At 67.5% G+C, this 14,022-nt stretch carries 24 protein-coding genes and 2 pseudogenes; all 26 read left to right on the plus strand.

The window, feature by feature from the left end; genetic code table 11:
• Window positions 1-3: 3 nt before the first annotated feature.
• The 26 genes and pseudogenes from rplB (at window position 4) to rpsD (ending at window position 13,949) form a co-directional block, all read left to right on the plus strand.
• Window positions 4-852 (plus strand): 50S ribosomal protein L2, encoded by an 849-nt coding sequence (gene rplB / locus JQS43_RS03990; RefSeq protein ID WP_239677700.1) that lies wholly within the window; start codon window positions 4-6, stop codon window positions 850-852.
• Between the two features lie 11 nt (window positions 853-863).
• Window positions 864-1,145: a 30S ribosomal protein S19 gene (rpsS, locus tag JQS43_RS03995; protein ID WP_239677701.1), complete on the plus strand. Its 282-nt coding sequence runs from the start codon at window positions 864-866 to the stop codon at window positions 1,143-1,145.
• Between the two features lie 37 nt (window positions 1,146-1,182).
• Complete coding sequence (gene rplV / locus JQS43_RS04000; RefSeq protein WP_239677702.1) at window positions 1,183-1,665, plus strand: 50S ribosomal protein L22; 483 nt, start codon at window positions 1,183-1,185, stop codon at window positions 1,663-1,665.
• Window positions 1,665-2,495 (plus strand): 30S ribosomal protein S3, encoded by an 831-nt coding sequence (rpsC, locus tag JQS43_RS04005; protein WP_239677703.1) that lies wholly within the window; start codon window positions 1,665-1,667, stop codon window positions 2,493-2,495. The genes rplV and rpsC overlap by 1 nt, the downstream gene beginning before the upstream one ends.
• Before the next feature lie 3 nt (window positions 2,496-2,498).
• The gene (gene rplP / locus JQS43_RS04010) at window positions 2,499-2,924 is read left to right on the plus strand and encodes a 50S ribosomal protein L16 (RefSeq protein WP_239677704.1); all 426 of its coding nucleotides are present in this window, start codon (window positions 2,499-2,501) and stop codon (window positions 2,922-2,924) included.
• Window positions 2,924-3,154 (plus strand): annotated as a pseudogene (rpmC, locus tag JQS43_RS04015) (50S ribosomal protein L29); the annotation flags it as partial. The gene rplP and the pseudogene rpmC, both read left to right, overlap by 1 nt.
• A gap of 71 nt (window positions 3,155-3,225) precedes the next feature.
• Entirely contained in the window at window positions 3,226-3,537 is a 312-nt protein-coding gene (gene rpsQ, locus JQS43_RS04020; RefSeq protein ID WP_420847649.1) for a 30S ribosomal protein S17, read from the plus strand.
• A 19-nt stretch (window positions 3,538-3,556) separates the two neighbouring features.
• The gene (gene rplN, locus JQS43_RS04025) at window positions 3,557-3,925 is read left to right on the plus strand and encodes a 50S ribosomal protein L14 (protein ID WP_239677705.1); all 369 of its coding nucleotides are present in this window, start codon (window positions 3,557-3,559) and stop codon (window positions 3,923-3,925) included.
• Window positions 3,925-4,245, plus strand: coding sequence for a 50S ribosomal protein L24 (gene rplX, locus JQS43_RS04030; protein ID WP_239677706.1), 321 nt, complete (start codon window positions 3,925-3,927; stop codon window positions 4,243-4,245). The genes rplN and rplX overlap by 1 nt, the downstream gene beginning before the upstream one ends.
• Window positions 4,242-4,811, plus strand: coding sequence for a 50S ribosomal protein L5 (rplE, locus tag JQS43_RS04035; RefSeq protein ID WP_239677707.1), 570 nt, complete (start codon window positions 4,242-4,244; stop codon window positions 4,809-4,811). The genes rplX and rplE overlap by 4 nt, the downstream gene beginning before the upstream one ends.
• Window positions 4,812-4,816: 5 nt before the next feature.
• The gene (locus JQS43_RS04040; RefSeq protein ID WP_239677708.1) at window positions 4,817-5,002 is read left to right on the plus strand and encodes a type Z 30S ribosomal protein S14; all 186 of its coding nucleotides are present in this window, start codon (window positions 4,817-4,819) and stop codon (window positions 5,000-5,002) included.
• A 72-nt stretch (window positions 5,003-5,074) separates the two neighbouring features.
• The gene (rpsH, locus tag JQS43_RS04045) at window positions 5,075-5,482 is read left to right on the plus strand and encodes a 30S ribosomal protein S8 (protein ID WP_239677709.1); all 408 of its coding nucleotides are present in this window, start codon (window positions 5,075-5,077) and stop codon (window positions 5,480-5,482) included.
• Window positions 5,483-5,494: 12 nt separating this feature from the next.
• A complete protein-coding gene (gene rplF / locus JQS43_RS04050) occupies window positions 5,495-6,037 on the plus strand; it encodes a 50S ribosomal protein L6 (protein ID WP_239677710.1) in 543 nt (180 codons plus the stop codon).
• The gene (rplR, locus tag JQS43_RS04055) at window positions 6,034-6,429 is read left to right on the plus strand and encodes a 50S ribosomal protein L18 (RefSeq protein WP_275581016.1); all 396 of its coding nucleotides are present in this window, start codon (window positions 6,034-6,036) and stop codon (window positions 6,427-6,429) included. Before rplF ends, rplR begins: the two co-directional genes overlap by 4 nt.
• Before the next feature lie 55 nt (window positions 6,430-6,484).
• Window positions 6,485-7,099: pseudogene (gene rpsE / locus JQS43_RS04060) on the plus strand (30S ribosomal protein S5); the annotation flags it as partial.
• A 106-nt stretch (window positions 7,100-7,205) separates the two neighbouring features.
• Entirely contained in the window at window positions 7,206-7,388 is a 183-nt protein-coding gene (rpmD, locus tag JQS43_RS04065) for a 50S ribosomal protein L30 (RefSeq protein ID WP_239677712.1), read from the plus strand.
• Between the two features lie 2 nt (window positions 7,389-7,390).
• Entirely contained in the window at window positions 7,391-7,855 is a 465-nt protein-coding gene (rplO, locus tag JQS43_RS04070; RefSeq protein ID WP_239677713.1) for a 50S ribosomal protein L15, read from the plus strand.
• A gap of 95 nt (window positions 7,856-7,950) precedes the next feature.
• A complete protein-coding gene (gene secY, locus JQS43_RS04075) occupies window positions 7,951-9,291 on the plus strand; it encodes a preprotein translocase subunit SecY (RefSeq protein WP_239677714.1) in 1,341 nt (446 codons plus the stop codon).
• Window positions 9,292-9,348: 57 nt separating this feature from the next.
• On the plus strand, window positions 9,349-10,002 hold the full coding sequence (locus tag JQS43_RS04080; protein WP_239677715.1) for an adenylate kinase: 654 nt from the start codon (window positions 9,349-9,351) through the stop codon (window positions 10,000-10,002).
• Between the two features lie 11 nt (window positions 10,003-10,013).
• Window positions 10,014-10,877, plus strand: coding sequence for a type I methionyl aminopeptidase (map, locus tag JQS43_RS04085; protein WP_275581017.1), 864 nt, complete (start codon window positions 10,014-10,016; stop codon window positions 10,875-10,877).
• A gap of 294 nt (window positions 10,878-11,171) precedes the next feature.
• The gene (locus JQS43_RS04090) at window positions 11,172-11,627 is read left to right on the plus strand and encodes a DUF1707 SHOCT-like domain-containing protein (RefSeq protein WP_239677716.1); all 456 of its coding nucleotides are present in this window, start codon (window positions 11,172-11,174) and stop codon (window positions 11,625-11,627) included.
• 395 nt (window positions 11,628-12,022) lie between these two features.
• Window positions 12,023-12,244: a translation initiation factor IF-1 gene (infA, locus tag JQS43_RS04095; protein WP_239677717.1), complete on the plus strand. Its 222-nt coding sequence runs from the start codon at window positions 12,023-12,025 to the stop codon at window positions 12,242-12,244.
• A 40-nt stretch (window positions 12,245-12,284) separates the two neighbouring features.
• The gene (gene rpmJ / locus JQS43_RS04100; protein ID WP_131876382.1) at window positions 12,285-12,398 is read left to right on the plus strand and encodes a 50S ribosomal protein L36; all 114 of its coding nucleotides are present in this window, start codon (window positions 12,285-12,287) and stop codon (window positions 12,396-12,398) included.
• Window positions 12,399-12,439: 41 nt separating this feature from the next.
• Window positions 12,440-12,820 (plus strand): 30S ribosomal protein S13, encoded by a 381-nt coding sequence (gene rpsM, locus JQS43_RS04105; protein ID WP_239677718.1) that lies wholly within the window; start codon window positions 12,440-12,442, stop codon window positions 12,818-12,820.
• Window positions 12,821-12,888: 68 nt separating this feature from the next.
• Window positions 12,889-13,296: a 30S ribosomal protein S11 gene (rpsK, locus tag JQS43_RS04110; RefSeq protein ID WP_239677719.1), complete on the plus strand. Its 408-nt coding sequence runs from the start codon at window positions 12,889-12,891 to the stop codon at window positions 13,294-13,296.
• Window positions 13,297-13,322: 26 nt separating this feature from the next.
• On the plus strand, window positions 13,323-13,949 hold the full coding sequence (gene rpsD, locus JQS43_RS04115) for a 30S ribosomal protein S4 (RefSeq protein WP_239677720.1): 627 nt from the start codon (window positions 13,323-13,325) through the stop codon (window positions 13,947-13,949).
• Window positions 13,950-14,022: the final 73 nt, after the last annotated feature.

Raw genomic sequence — 14,022 nt, forward strand, 5'->3', positions numbered from 1 at the left:
GACATGGGTATCCGTAGGTACAAGCCCACCTCGGCGGGGCGGCGAGGCGGGAGCGTCGCCGACTTCGTAGAGGTCACCCGGGCCGAGCCGGAGAAGTCGCTGCTGCGGCCGCTGCCGAAGAAGGGCGGCCGGAACGTCCACGGGCGGATCACCGCCCGGCATCAGGGCGGTGGGCACAAGCGGCAGTACCGGGTCATCGACTTCCGGCGCGCCGACAAGGACGGGGTTCCGGCGAAGGTCGCGCACATCGAGTACGACCCGAACCGCACCGCCCGGATCGCGCTGCTGCACTTCGCCGACGGCGAGAAGCGCTACATCCTCGCCCCGAAGGACCTGCGACAGGGCGCCCGGGTCGAGTCCGGCCCTGGCGCGGACATCCAGCCTGGCAACAACCTGCCGCTGCGCAACATGCCGGTCGGCACCATCGTGCACGCGGTGGAGCTGCGGCCGGGCGGCGGCGCCAAGCTGGCTCGCTCCGCCGGGGTCGGTATCCAGCTGCTGGGTCGCGAGAACGAGTACGCCACCCTGCGGATGCCCTCGGGCGAGATCCGCAAGGTCGACGTGCGCTGCCGCGCCAGCGTCGGTGAGGTCGGCAACGCCGAACAGTCCAACATCAACTGGGGCAAGGCCGGCCGGATGCGTTGGAAGGGCAAGCGCCCGAGCGTCCGGGGTGTGGCGATGAACCCGGTGGACCACCCGCACGGCGGTGGCGAGGGCAAGACGTCTGGTGGCCGTCACCCGGTGAACCCGAAGGGTAAGCCGGAGGGGCGCACCCGCCGCAAGAGCAAGGCGAACGACAAGCTGATCGTGCGCCGCCGTTCCAGCCGCAAGCGCGGTCGGGCTAGGGGCTGAGGAGTAGTCAGATGCCACGCAGTCTGAAGAAGGGCCCGTTCGTCGACGACCACCTGATGAAGAAGGTGGACACGCTCAACGAGCGGAACGCCAAGCAGGTCATCAAGACCTGGTCCCGGCGCTCCACGATCACCCCGGAGATGCTGGGGCACACGATCGCGGTGCACGACGGGCGCAAGCATGTCCCGGTGTTCATCACCGAGGCGATGGTGGGGCACAAGCTCGGCGAGTTCGCGCTGACCCGCACCTTCAAAGGCCACGAGAAGGAAGACCGCAAGAGCCGGCGGCGGTAGCCAGGGCGTACCGAGCCGACATTAGAAGGAGACAGGAATGGCAGCCGTACGTAGTCCGGACGCGCCACCCGGTGCGCGCGCCGTAGCGCGGTATGTGTGGATGTCCGCGTCGAAGGCGCGGCGAGTGGTGGACCTTATCCGGGGTCTGCCCGCCAAGGAAGCGCTGACCGTGCTGCAGTTCGCGCCCCAGCGCGCCAGCGTGCCTGTCTACAAGGTGGTCGCCAGCGCGATCGCGAACGCCGAGAACAACGAGGGGCTCGACCCCGACTCGTTGCTGATCTCGGCCGCGTACGTCGACGAAGGGCCGACCGCCCAACGGTGGCGGCCGCGGGCGCAGATGCGTCCCGGCCGGATCCGGAAGCGCAGCTGCCACATCACCGTCGAGGTGGAGGCGGTGCAGCCGGGCAGTACGCCACAGCAGCGCCGCCGGTCGGCGCGGGGCGGTGCCAAGGCCGCGCCAGCGAAGGCGCAGCCGGCGGCCAAGCAGGCGACCAAGGGTGCCGAGGAGGGGACCGAGTAATGGGTCAGAAGGTTCACCCGCACGGGTTCCGGCTCGGCATCTCGGCCGACTGGACCTCGCGCTGGTATGCGGACAAGATGTACGCCGACTACGTCGCCGAGGACGTGAAGATCCGGCGGCTGATCTCGACCGGTCTGGAGCGGGCCGGCATCTCCAAGGTGGATATCGAGCGGACCCGGGACCGGGTACGGATCGACATTCACACCGCCCGGCCGGGCATTGTGATCGGCCGCAAGGGCGCGGAGGCGGACCGGATCCGGGGCGAGTTGGAGAAGCTCACCGGCAAGCAGGTTCAGCTCAACATCCTCGAGGTGAAGAACCCGGAGTCGGATGCGCAGCTGGTCGCCCAGGGCGTGGCCGAGCAGCTCGCGAGCCGGGTCAGCTTCCGGCGGGCGATGCGTAAGGCGATGCAGTCGGCGATGCGCAACCCGATGGCCAAGGGCATCCGGGTGCAGGTCTCCGGTCGGCTGGGCGGGGCCGAGATGTCCCGTACCGAGTTCTACCGCGAGGGCCGGGTGCCGCTGCACACGCTGCGCGCCAACATCGAGTACGGCTTCTTCGAGGCCCGTACCGCGTTCGGCCGGATCGGCGTCAAGGTGTGGATTTACAAGGGTGAAGCGGTGCCTGGGCGGGACGCGCCGAGCGAGTCCGCGCCGCCGTCGCGCCGGCGGGACCGGCCGGATCGGCCGCGGGGCCGGCGGTCGGGCGCTAGTGGCACCACCTCCGCCGGCACCGAAGCGGGCCGGGCCGCCGCGCGCGAGCGCACCGGCGGCTCCGGTGGCGAGTCGGCGCCCGCGCAGGAGCAGACCGCAGGTACGCAGGAGGGCTGAGCCATGTTGATGCCACGCAAGCCCCCGAAGGGGTTCCGTAAGCCGCACCACCCGAAGCGTTCCGGCCGCAGCAAGGGCGGCAACCGGGTGACCTTCGGTGAGTTCGGGATCCAGGCGCTTGAGCCCGGTTACGTGACGAACCGACAGATCGAGTCCGCCCGTATCGCGATGACCCGGCACGTCAAGCGGGGCGGCAAGGTCTGGATCAACATCTTCCCGGACCAGGCGCTGACCAAGAAACCGGCCGAGACCCGAATGGGCTCCGGTAAGGGTTCGCCCGAGTGGTGGGTGGCGAACGTCAAGCCTGGAAGGGTCATGTTCGAGATGTCGTACCCGAACGAAGCGATTGCACGGGAGGCGATGCGCCGTGCGATCCACAAGCTTCCGATGAAGTGCCGCATCGTGACCCGCGAATATGGTGAGGCGTGATGGCGACCGGTACTAAGCCGTCCGAGCTGCGCGAGCTCTCCGACGAGGAGCTCGTCGAGCGGCTGCGAGAGGCGAAGGCGGAGCTGTTCAACCTCCGGGTGCAGGCGGCGACCGGGCAGCTGGACAACAACCGGCGGCTGCAGGTGGTCCGCCGAGAGATCGCCCGGATCTACACGATCGTCCGCGAGCGGGAACTGGGCCTGTCGGCAGCGCCGTCGGAGTTCACCGCCGCTCTGGAAGAGGCCGAGGCGAAGGCCGAGTCCGGCGAGTCGGCCGCCGCTGAGCCGGCCCGGAGCGCGTCATGAAGGAGAACACCGTGACCGACAGCACCGCGACTGACGGCACCGCGACCACCGAACCGGCGCGCGGCCGGCGGAAGGTGCGCGAGGGCCTGGTGGTCAGCGACAAGATGAACAAGACCGTAGTGGTCGAGATCGAGGACCGGGTCAAGCACCCGTTGTACGGCAAGGTCATGCGCCGTACCAGCAAATTGAAGGCGCACGACGAGCACAACGCGTGCGGGATCGGCGACCGAGTCTCCCTGATGGAGACTCGTCCGCTCTCCGCCACCAAGCGCTGGCGGGTCGTGGAGATCCTGGAAAAGGCCAAGTAGGTTCAGGAGATAAGGCCCAATGATTCAGCAAGAGTCACGGCTACGCGTCGCTGACAACACCGGGGCACGGGAGATCCTGTGCATCCGGGTGCTTGGCGGCTCCGGCCGGCGCTACGCGGGCATCGGCGACCAGATCGTGGCCACCGTGAAGGAAGCGATTCCTGGCGCGACCGTGAAGAAGGGCGACATCGTCAAGGCTGTTGTCGTGCGGACCGCTAAGGAGAAGCGGCGGCCGGACGGCTCTTACATCCGGTTCGACGAGAACGCCGCGGTGATCCTGCGCGACGGTGGCGACCCCCGGGGTACCCGGATCTTCGGTCCGGTGGGCCGCGAACTGCGCGACAAGCGGTTCATGAAGATCATCTCCCTGGCGCCGGAGGTGCTTTGATGAAGGTCAAGAAGAACGACACGGTCGAGGTCCTCGCCGGCAGGGACAAGGGTGCGCGTGGGAAGGTGATCGCTGCCTACCCACGGACGCAGCAGGTGCTGGTGGAGGGCGTGAACCGGGTCAAGAAGCACACCAAGGTGCAGACCAGTCGACGGGGCTCCAAGACCGGCGGGATCGTCACCCAGGAGGCGCCGATCGACGTCTCCAAGGTGATCGTGCTCGACGAGGACGGTAACCGGACCCGGGTCGGCTATCGCTTGGACCCGGAGACCGGGGCCAAGGTGCGCATCGCCCGCAAAACCGGGAAGGAGCTGCCATGACCGCCGCGACTCAGACGGCGCCGCCACCCCGGCTGCGCGAGCGTTACCGGAGTGAGCTCGTGTCGCAGCTGCAGGAGCAGTTCGGCTACGCCAACCCGATGCAGGTGCCGCGGCTGGTGAAGATCGTGGTGAACATGGGGGTCGGCGAGGCCGCCCGGGACGCCAAGGTCATCGACGGTGCGGTCCGGGACCTGGCGACTATCACCGGGCAGAAGCCGCAGCTGCGGCGGGCCCGTAAGTCCATCGCGCAGTTCAAGCTGCGGGAGGGCATGCCGATCGGCGCGAAGGTGACCCTACGTGGCGACCGGATGTGGGAGTTCCTTGACCGGCTGCTCTCCATCGCGCTGCCCCGGATCCGCGACTTCCGCGGGCTGGACGGGCGGAAGCTGGACGGCAGCGGCAACTACACCTTCGGTCTGACCGAGCAGTCGGTGTTCCACGAGATCGATCAGGATAAGATCGATCAGGTGCGGGGGATGGACATCACCCTGGTCACCAGCGCCACCACCGACGACGAGGGTCGGGCACTGCTCAAGCTGCTTGGCTTCCCGTTCAAGGAGAACTGACAGAGATGGCGAAGAAAGCACTGGTCAACAAGGCCAACGCGAAGCCGAAGTTCGCGGTCCGGGCCTACACGCGCTGCCAGAGGTGCGGTCGCCCCAAGGCGGTCTACCGCAAGTTCGGCCTGTGCCGGATCTGTATCCGGAGCATGGCCCACCGCGGTGAGCTGCCCGGGGTGTCCAAGGCTTCCTGGTAACCATCGATCTTCGCTGCAGGCCCCACCGGTGGCACCGGCGGGGAACCGGAGCGAGAAAGGCAGAATCCACTCATGACCATGACCGACCCGATCGCAGACATGCTGACGCGTCTGCGTAACGGCAACCAGGCGTACCACGATCAGGTGATCATGCCCTACTCGAAGCTCAAGGCGAACATCGCCGAGGTGCTGAAGTCAGAGGGCTATGTCGCCTCGTGGCAGGTCCAGGAGCCGCAAGATGGCCAGGTCAGCCGGCAGCTGGTGCTAGAGCTGAAGTATGGCCAGCACCGCGAGCGCAGCCTGGCGGGCCTGCGTCGGGTCTCCAAGCCGGGCCTTCGGGTGTACGCCAAGTCGGGGGAGCTGCCCCGGGTGCTCGGGGGCCTCGGGGTCGCCATCATCTCGACATCCCAGGGGCTGCTGACCGACCGGCAGGCCCGTAAGCGCGGGGTGGGCGGGGAAGTCCTCGCCTACGTCTGGTGAGGAGGAGCCGCTGTGTCGCGTATCGGACGTAGGTCGATCCCGGTGCCCGCCGGGGTCGAGGTCACCATTGATGACCGGACCGTGCAAGTGAAGGGCCCGAAGGGCGAGCTGTCCCACACCGTCGCCGAGAGCATCTCGGTCGACCGGGCGGAGGACGGCACGCTGGCGGTGACCCGCGCCACCGACGAGCGTAAGGCCAGGGAACTCCATGGCCTGTCGCGGACGTTGGTAGCTAACATGATCGTGGGCGTCACCGACGGTTACCGGAAGACGTTGGAGATCAACGGCACCGGTTACCGGGTGACCGCCAAAGGCAAAGACCTCGAGTTCGCCCTTGGCTTCTCGCACCCAGTGGTGGTCACACCGCCGGAGGGGATCGAGTTCACCGTGGAGCGGCCGACCCTGTTCCACGTCGCCGGCATCGACAAGCAGCTGGTGGGTGAGGTCGCAGCCAACATCCGCAAGCTCCGGCCGCCGGAGCCGTACAAGGGCAAGGGCGTGAAGTACGCCGACGAGGTGATTCGGCGCAAGGCCGGGAAGGCAGGTAAGAAGTGAGCGCCACGCTGTTGAAGCGGCGCGGCAGCGCCGGGGTCGCCGGGCAGCGTTCGGTGGCTCGCGCTCGGCGGCACTTCCGGGGCCGCAAGCAGATCACCGGGACCCCAAGCCGCCCGCGGCTGGTGGTCACCCGCTCGCTGCGGCACATCGTCGCGCAGGTCGTCGACGACACCAAGGGCCACACGATCGCCTCCGCCTCGACCATGGATCCGTCGCTGCGGGGGACCTCCGGGTCCAAGAGCGAGCTGGCCACCAAGGTGGGCACGTTGCTTGCGGAGCGGGCGACCGAGGCCGGAATCACCGAGGTGATCTTCGACCGCGGCGGCAACACCTACGCCGGCCGCATCGCCGCACTCGCCGATGCCGCCCGCGCTGGCGGGCTGAGGTTCTAGGCGTGGGCACCGGGTTCCAGACGTTCGAGACACGGGTTTGAGGAAGGTACGACTAATGGCAGGTCCGCAGCGCGGCACGGGCGGCTCGGCGACCAGCGAGGGTGGCCGGGACGGTCGCCGGGAGGGCCGCCGCGATCGCCGGGACGGCGGCCGGGGCGCCCCCGCCGAGAAGAGCACTCACCTGGAGCGGGTGGTCACCATCAACCGGGTGGCCAAGGTCCACCAGGGTGGTCGCCGGTTCAGCTTCACCGCCCTGGTGGTGGTAGGCGACGGCGACGGGACGGTCGGCGTCGGCTACGGCAAGGCCAAGGAGGTCCCGGCGGCGATCGCCAAGGGGGTCGAGGAGGCGAAGAAGCACTTCTTCAAGGTCCCCCGGATCGCCGGTACCATCCCGCACCCGGTGCAGGGTGAGGAGGCGGCCGGGGTGGTTCTGCTGAAGCCCGCCAGCGGTGGTACCGGTGTGATCGCCGGTGGCCCGGTCCGCGCGGTGCTGGAGTGTGCCGGCATCCACGACGTGCTCTCGAAGAGCCTCGGCTCCTCGAACCCGATCAACATTGTGCACGCCACGGTCGCGGCGCTGCGGCAGCTGGAGCCGCCGGAGGCGGTTGCGGCGCGGCGGGGCCTGCCGGTCGAGGAGGTGGCGCCGGCGGCGATGCTGGCTGCGCAGGCTGCGGCCCAGCCACAGACCGGCGGCCAGTCAGACGCGTCCGGCGGCGGCCGTCAGGGCAACAACTCGTCCGTGAACACAGCGGTCTGAGCGCAGGGAGAGACTGACGATGGCGCGGCTGAAGGTGACCCAGGTGCGGTCCGCGATCGGGCGTAAGCCCAACCAGCGGGAGACGTTGCGCAGCCTGGGGCTGAAGCACATCAACCATGAGGTGGTTAAGGAAGACCGCCCGGAGATCCGAGGGATGATCTTCACGGTCAGTCACCTCGTGCAGGTCGAGGAGGTGGAGTAGGGATGACGATCAAGGTGCATCACCTACGGCCGGCGCCCGGTGCCAAGACCGACAAGATCCGGGTCGGTCGGGGCGAGGGCTCGAAGGGTAAGACCGCCGGTCGGGGCACCAAGGGCTCGAAGGCCCGGAAGCAGGTGCCGGCCAGCTTCGAGGGCGGCCAGACCCCGATTCACATGCGGCTACCCAAGATGAAGGGGTTCCGCAACCGGTTCAAAATCAGCTATCAGGTGGTAAACCTGGACAAGCTGGCGGAGCTGTTCCCGTCCGGCGGCACGGTGGGGCCGGACGAGTTGGTACAGGCCGGGGCGGTTCGGAAGAACCAGCCGGTCAAGGTACTTGGGGACGGGGACCTCAACGGGGTGAAGATCGAGGTCACGGCGCACGCGTTCAGCGGCGCCGCCCGCGAGAAGATCACCGCTGCGGGGGGGAGCACGACACTGGTCGGCCGTGGGGGCGGCTCGGACTAAGTGGGTGAGGGTGTACTCATCCGAACTAACTGTTAGCATCCGTCCAGACGCCCCCTCGCCCTAGCCTGGGCGGGCCTCGCGCAGGAGGAAGAAGCTTGCTCTCGGCCTTTATCAACGCGTTCCGTACGCCCGACCTGCGCAAGAAGATCCTGTTCACGATCTTCATCGTGGGTATCTACCGACTGGGTGCCAACGTGCCCAGTCCGGGCGTCTCGTATGACCGGGTGCAATCCTGCGTGGAGGCTGCGGAGGCGCAGGAAGAGGGGGGGATGGGTGTCTTCACCCTCCTCAATCTCTTCTCAGGTGGTGCGCTGCTCCAGCTGTCGGTCTTTGCGCTGGGCATCATGCCCTACATCACGGCATCGATCATCATGCAGCTGTTGCGGGTGGTCATCCCGAGGTTGGAGATGCTCCAGAAAGAGGGGCAGTCCGGCCAGGCCAAGATCACACAGTACACGCGCTATCTGACCCTCGGGCTGGCGGTGCTGCAGTCCTCGGCGTTCGTCGCATTGGCGCAGTCGGGACAGTTGTTCGGTAACGTCACCTGTCCCGACGTCATCCCCGGCCAGATCGACACCGGCATCTCCGACTGGATCGTGGTGAGCACCCTGGTGATCACCATGACCGCCGGCACCGGTGTGATCATGTGGCTGGGTGAGCTGATCACCGACCGGGGGATCGGCAACGGGATGTCGACGCTGATCTTCGTCTCGATCGCCGCTCAGCTCCCCACCGAGGGTTGGCGGATCCAGCAGACCCAGGGCCCGGGGCCGTTCATCGCGTTGCTCGGGGTCGCGGTCCTGATCATCACCGCGGTCGTCTTCATGGAGCTCGGCCAGCGCCGGATTCCGGTGCAGTACGCCAAGCGCATGATCGGTCGCCGGATGTATGGCAACACCTCGACGTACATCCCGCTGAAGATCAACCAGGCGGGTGTCATCCCGGTCATCTTCGCGTCGTCGATCCTCTACCTGCCGCAGCTCGGCCTGCAGTTCGCGGAGTCGGAAGACCCGGGCCCGGTGTACCGCTGGGTGGAGCAGAACATCGCGCTGCCGACCAGCCCGATCTACATCGTCACGTACGTCTTGATGATCATCTTCTTCACCTACTTCTACGTCTCGATCACGTTCAACCCGAACGACGTGGCAGACAACATGAAGAAGTACGGCGGGTTCGTGCCGGGCATCCGACCCGGGAAACCGACCGCAGAGTACCTGGACTTCGTGCTCTCCCGGATCACCCTCGCCGGCTCGCTGTACCTAGCGGCGGTGGCGGTGCTACCAAACTTCTTCTTCATCTACCTGGACAGCGATCAGTTCATCAACTTCCCGTTCGGTGGGACAGCAGTGCTGATCATGGTCGGCGTGGGTCTGGAGTCGGTGAAGCAGATCGAGAGCCAGCTCATGCAGCGGAACTACGAAGGGTTCTTGCGCTAACGATGGTGGGGCAACGGGCGTACCGTTGTTTGATCATCCGAGCAGCTGGGAGGGCGCGTGAGACTCGTACTGGTCGGGCCTCCTGGGGCGGGTAAAGGGACGCAGGCGGAGTTCATCGCCGCGCACTTGGCCGTCCCGAAGATCTCGACCGGCGACATCTTCCGCGACAACGTGGCACGCGGTACTGAACTCGGAGTTCAGGCTCGCAGCTACATGGACGCCGGGCAGCTGGTGCCGGACGAGGTAACCATCAATATGGTCCGAGACCGGCTAGCCGAGCCCGACGCTGGTGACGGGTTTCTGCTCGACGGGTTTCCCCGCACCGTGCCGCAGGCCTCAGCCCTCGACAAGCTGGTGGCCGATCTGGGCGCCGGGCTGGAAGTGGTACTGGAGCTCGTCGTGGACGACGACGAGGTGATCCGGCGCCTCTCCGGCCGGCGTACCTGCCGCGGCTGCGGCAAGATCTGGCATGTCGAGTTCGACCCACCGGTTCGGGAGGGTAGCTGCGACCGCTGCGGTGGCCAGCTCTTCCAACGAGACGACGACAAGGCGGAGACGGTCGCGGAGCGGCTGCGGGTCTACGCTCGCGACACGGCGCCGCTGGTCGACTACTACGGTGCGCAGGGCAGGCTGGTCGGGATCGACGCCACCGGGCCGGTTGAGGATGTGACCTTGCGAGCGATCGACGCGCTGCGGTCGTACGGCGGCTAGTCGGGGTCCTGGTGTTCAGACTTCGTGAGCGTCCGCTCGACATCGAGTACAAGACGCCTGAACAGATCGCCTCGATGCGGGCCGCCGGCCTGGTCGTCGCGGACGCGTTGGCGGCCACCCGGGCGGCGGTGGCGCCCGGGGTGTCTACCGCCGAGTTGGACGCGGTCGCCGAGCAGACAATCCGGGATGCCGGCGCGGTGCCCTCTTTTCAGGGTTACTACGGGTTCCCGGCGTCGATCTGCGCGTCGGTCAACGCCGAGGTGGTGCATGGGATCCCCAGCCCGGACACGGTGCTCCGGGAGGGCGACGTCATCTCGATCGACTGCGGGGCGATCGTGTCGGGCTGGCACGGCGACGCCGCGATCACCGTCCCGGTGGGCGAGGTGGACCCGGCGCTGCTGCGGCTGGCGGAGGTGGCCGAGGAGGCGATGTGGGCGGGCATAGCCGCGGCCGCACGCGCGGTCCGCGCCGGCTCGGGCCGGCTCACCGACATCTCCCACACCGTCGAACGGGAGGTCCGTCGGCGACGCCCGAGCCGATGGCGCCGGTACGGCATCGTCACCGGCTACGGCGGCCATGGGATCGGTACCGAGATGCATCAGGATCCGCACCTGCTCAATTACGGCCGGCCCGGCCGTGGGCCCGGCCTGGTGCCGGGCCTGGTGTTGGCGATCGAGCCGATGCTGACGATGGGCCGCCCGCGTACCGCCGAACTCGACGACGGTTGGACGGTAGTGACCGTGGACGGCTCCTCGGCTGTGCACGTGGAGCACACGTTCGCGCTGCTCGAGGACGGGGCATGGGTGCTCACGGCAGCCGACGGTGGTGCCGCGAGACTGGGTTCGCTGCTGGCGACGCTGCCCACGGAGCGTTGACCCGCAGCTGTCCACCTAGATCGGGTCTCATTCGGCTTGGTGGGGTGAGTGGTGCCTGATTTGCCGTAGACAACCTGATTGTCGTCCCAGTTGATCACCACTCGCCCCACCAAGCGGGCCGATGAGCTGAGGGCACCCGAGCGTTGAGGGCACCCGAGTGCAAGGTCCAGCTCGGTCTCGCCGCGGCGGCAGCGATGGCGTAGAGGTGCGCAGAGCAAAGGCTCAAGCAGCGGGGCTGGTCAGCGGGTGCCGGGTGGCGGGCGAGATCTCCGGACACGTGGCATGCTTACTAGCGTGAATGGTGGCACGGGCCGGGAGCAGATGCGGGCCGCCGACGTCGACCGGGAGCGGTTCGCCGCCCGGGTGCGGCAGGCGTTGGACGAGGGCCGGTTGACCCTCGACGAACTCGACGAGCGGCTCCGGCATATCTACGCGGCGAAGACCTTCGGCGACCTGCATCAGGTGGTGGCGGATCTCCCCGCGGTGGCGCCGACCGAGCGTTCAGAGGTGGCCCCGTCGCCGTCACAGGTGCCCCCCTCGCGGATCGAGGAGAACCCAAAACTCCCGGGCTGGCTGTCGCTGTCGTGGCGGCTGTGGCTGGTCGCGGTCGCGGTCAACCTGGTGATCTGGTTCCTGGTCAGCCTCGGCTCCGGCAACCTGGTCTACTTCTGGCCGATGTGGGTCGCAGGGCCGTGGGCAGCGGCCAATATCGGGTTGACCGTCATCTTTCCCCCGCGCCGGCGGCAGTAGCCGGCCCCGGCCGGCGGAGTGGGATGGGGGCGGCTCGCGCACGGGCCATCGCCGCCGACCGGCTCGCGCCGGGCACGGAAGGCGTGTGCAGCCGGGTCGGTCGCAGGGGGCTTGGCGAGTGTGATCGACGTCAACCGCGGCGAGAAGTGACGAAATGCCCGGTTCATTCCGGCTGGTCGGAGCCGTTCGTGGATATAGTTGGCCCCGGGTTGGCCTCTGCCATGCCCTGATGTTGAGATATCCCGGGCGGGAGCGTAAACTAGCCGATTGGCGCACAGCGTCCGCGCCGCCCTGCGCTCGGCGGCGCGGGGCTTTGATGCTGAGTGCTAAGGGTTGGCTTTCCCGGAGACGGGTTGCTGCCCAATGCTGGTTACTGACGTCAGGTAGTGGAGGACATGCCGAAGAAAGACGGAGCCATCGAGATCGAGGGCCGGGTCATTGAGCCGCTCCCGAACGCCATGTTCCGGGTGGAGCTCGCGAACGGCCACCGGGTCTTGGCCCACATCAGCGGCAAGATGCGGCAGAACTACATCCGCATCCTGCCCGAGGACCGGGTCGTCGTGGAACTCTCCCCGTACGACCTGACCCGCGGGCGGATCGTCTACCGGTACAAGTAGCACAGCGTTCACCGACCACTGCGTAGAGATAGGCACCACTGTGAAGGTCAAGCCGAGCGTCAAGAAGATCTGCAGCAAATGCCGGGTGATCCGCCGGCACGGTCGGGTCATGGTCATCTGCAGCGACCCTCGCCACAAGCAACGGCAAGGCTAGTTAGCGGCAACACAGCGGTCTAGATAGGAGTCCGGACGACAATGGCACGGCTAGTCGGCGTCGACCTCCCCCGCGAGAAGCGGATGGAGATCGCGCTCACCTACATCTTCGGGGTCGGTGCGACCCGGGCGAAGGAGACGCTCGCGGCCGCCGGTGTCGACCCGGACAAACGGGCGCGCGACCTCACCGACGAGGAGCTGGTCCGGCTCCGGGACTACCTGGAGGGCAACTACCGGATCGAGGGTGACCTCCGCCGCGAGGTCGCCGCGGACATCCGCCGCAAGGTGGAGATCGGCACCTACCAGGGCATCCGGCACCGCCGCAACCTTCCGGTGCGGGGTCAGCGGACGCGTACCAACGCGCGGACCCGCAAGGGCCCGAAGCGCACTGTGGCCGGCAAGAAGAAGGCCGGCAGGAAGTAGCCGGTAGGAGACCGGGCCCGATCCGGGGCCGGCGAGAACAGCGAACGTAAGAAGGAGCGCACCGACCCATGCCGCCGAAGGCACGTACCGGCGCCGCCGCCAAGAAGGTGCGGCGCAAGGAGCGTAAGAACGTAGCCCACGGGCACGCACACATCAAGAGCACTTTCAACAACACGATCGTGTCGATCACCGATCCGGTCGGCGCGGTCATCTCCTGGGCGTCCTCCGGGCAGGTCGGGTTCAAGGGCTCGCGGAAGTCGACTCCGTTCGCCGCGCAGATGGCCGCCGAGGCGGCCGCGCGCCGGGCGATGGAGCACGGCATGAAGAAGGTTGACGTTTTCGTGAAGGGCCCCGGCTCCGGTCGGGAGACCGCGATCCGGTCGCTGCAGGCGGCGGGACTGGAGGTCGGCACGATCTCCGATGTCACACCGCAGCCGCACAACGGGTGCCGCCCACCGAAGCGGCGTCGGGTCTGAGACGGGTCTGAGGAGTAAGAGGAGAAATGGCGCGTTACACCGGGGCGGACTGCCGTCGTTGCCGTCGGGAGAAGACCAAGCTGTACCTCAAGGGCAGCAAGTGTGAGAGCCCGAAATGCCCGTTCGAGTCTCGGCCGTTCCCGCCGGGGCAGCACGGCCGCGGCCGCACCAAGGAGACCGAGTACCTGCTGCAGCTTCGGGAGAAGCAGAAAGCCCGCCGGGTGTACGGCGTGCTGGAGAAGCAGTTCCGTCGGTACTACGAGGAGGCGAACCGTCGCCCGGGTAAGACCGGTGACGAGCTGCTGCAGATCCTCGAGTCGCGGCTGGACAACGTGGTCTACCGGGCTGGCTTCGCCAAGTCCCGGGACATGGCCCGCCAGCTGGTCAAGCACGGCCACATCCAGGTAAACGGGGGCAAGGTCGACATCCCGTCTTACCGGGTCACCGAGCACGACATCGTCGAGGTTCGGGAGAAGTCGCGGGGGCTGACCCCGTTCCTGGTCGCTCAGGGCGAGGCCGGCAGCAAGACCATCCCGGCTTGGTTGGAGGCGATCCCCAGCCAGCTCAAGGTTCTGGTGCACTCGATGCCGGCGCGGCAGGTCATCGACACCCCAGTCCAGGAACAGCTGATCGTCGAGCTCTACTCGAAGTAGCAGCTCGCCGGTGGCGTTACCGCCACCACCACTTGTCCGCGGACGTCATATAGCGGTCGTCCCGACATTAGGA

Source organism: Natronosporangium hydrolyticum, from assembly GCF_016925615.1.
Lineage (GTDB): Bacteria > Actinomycetota > Actinomycetes > Mycobacteriales > Micromonosporaceae > Natronosporangium > Natronosporangium hydrolyticum.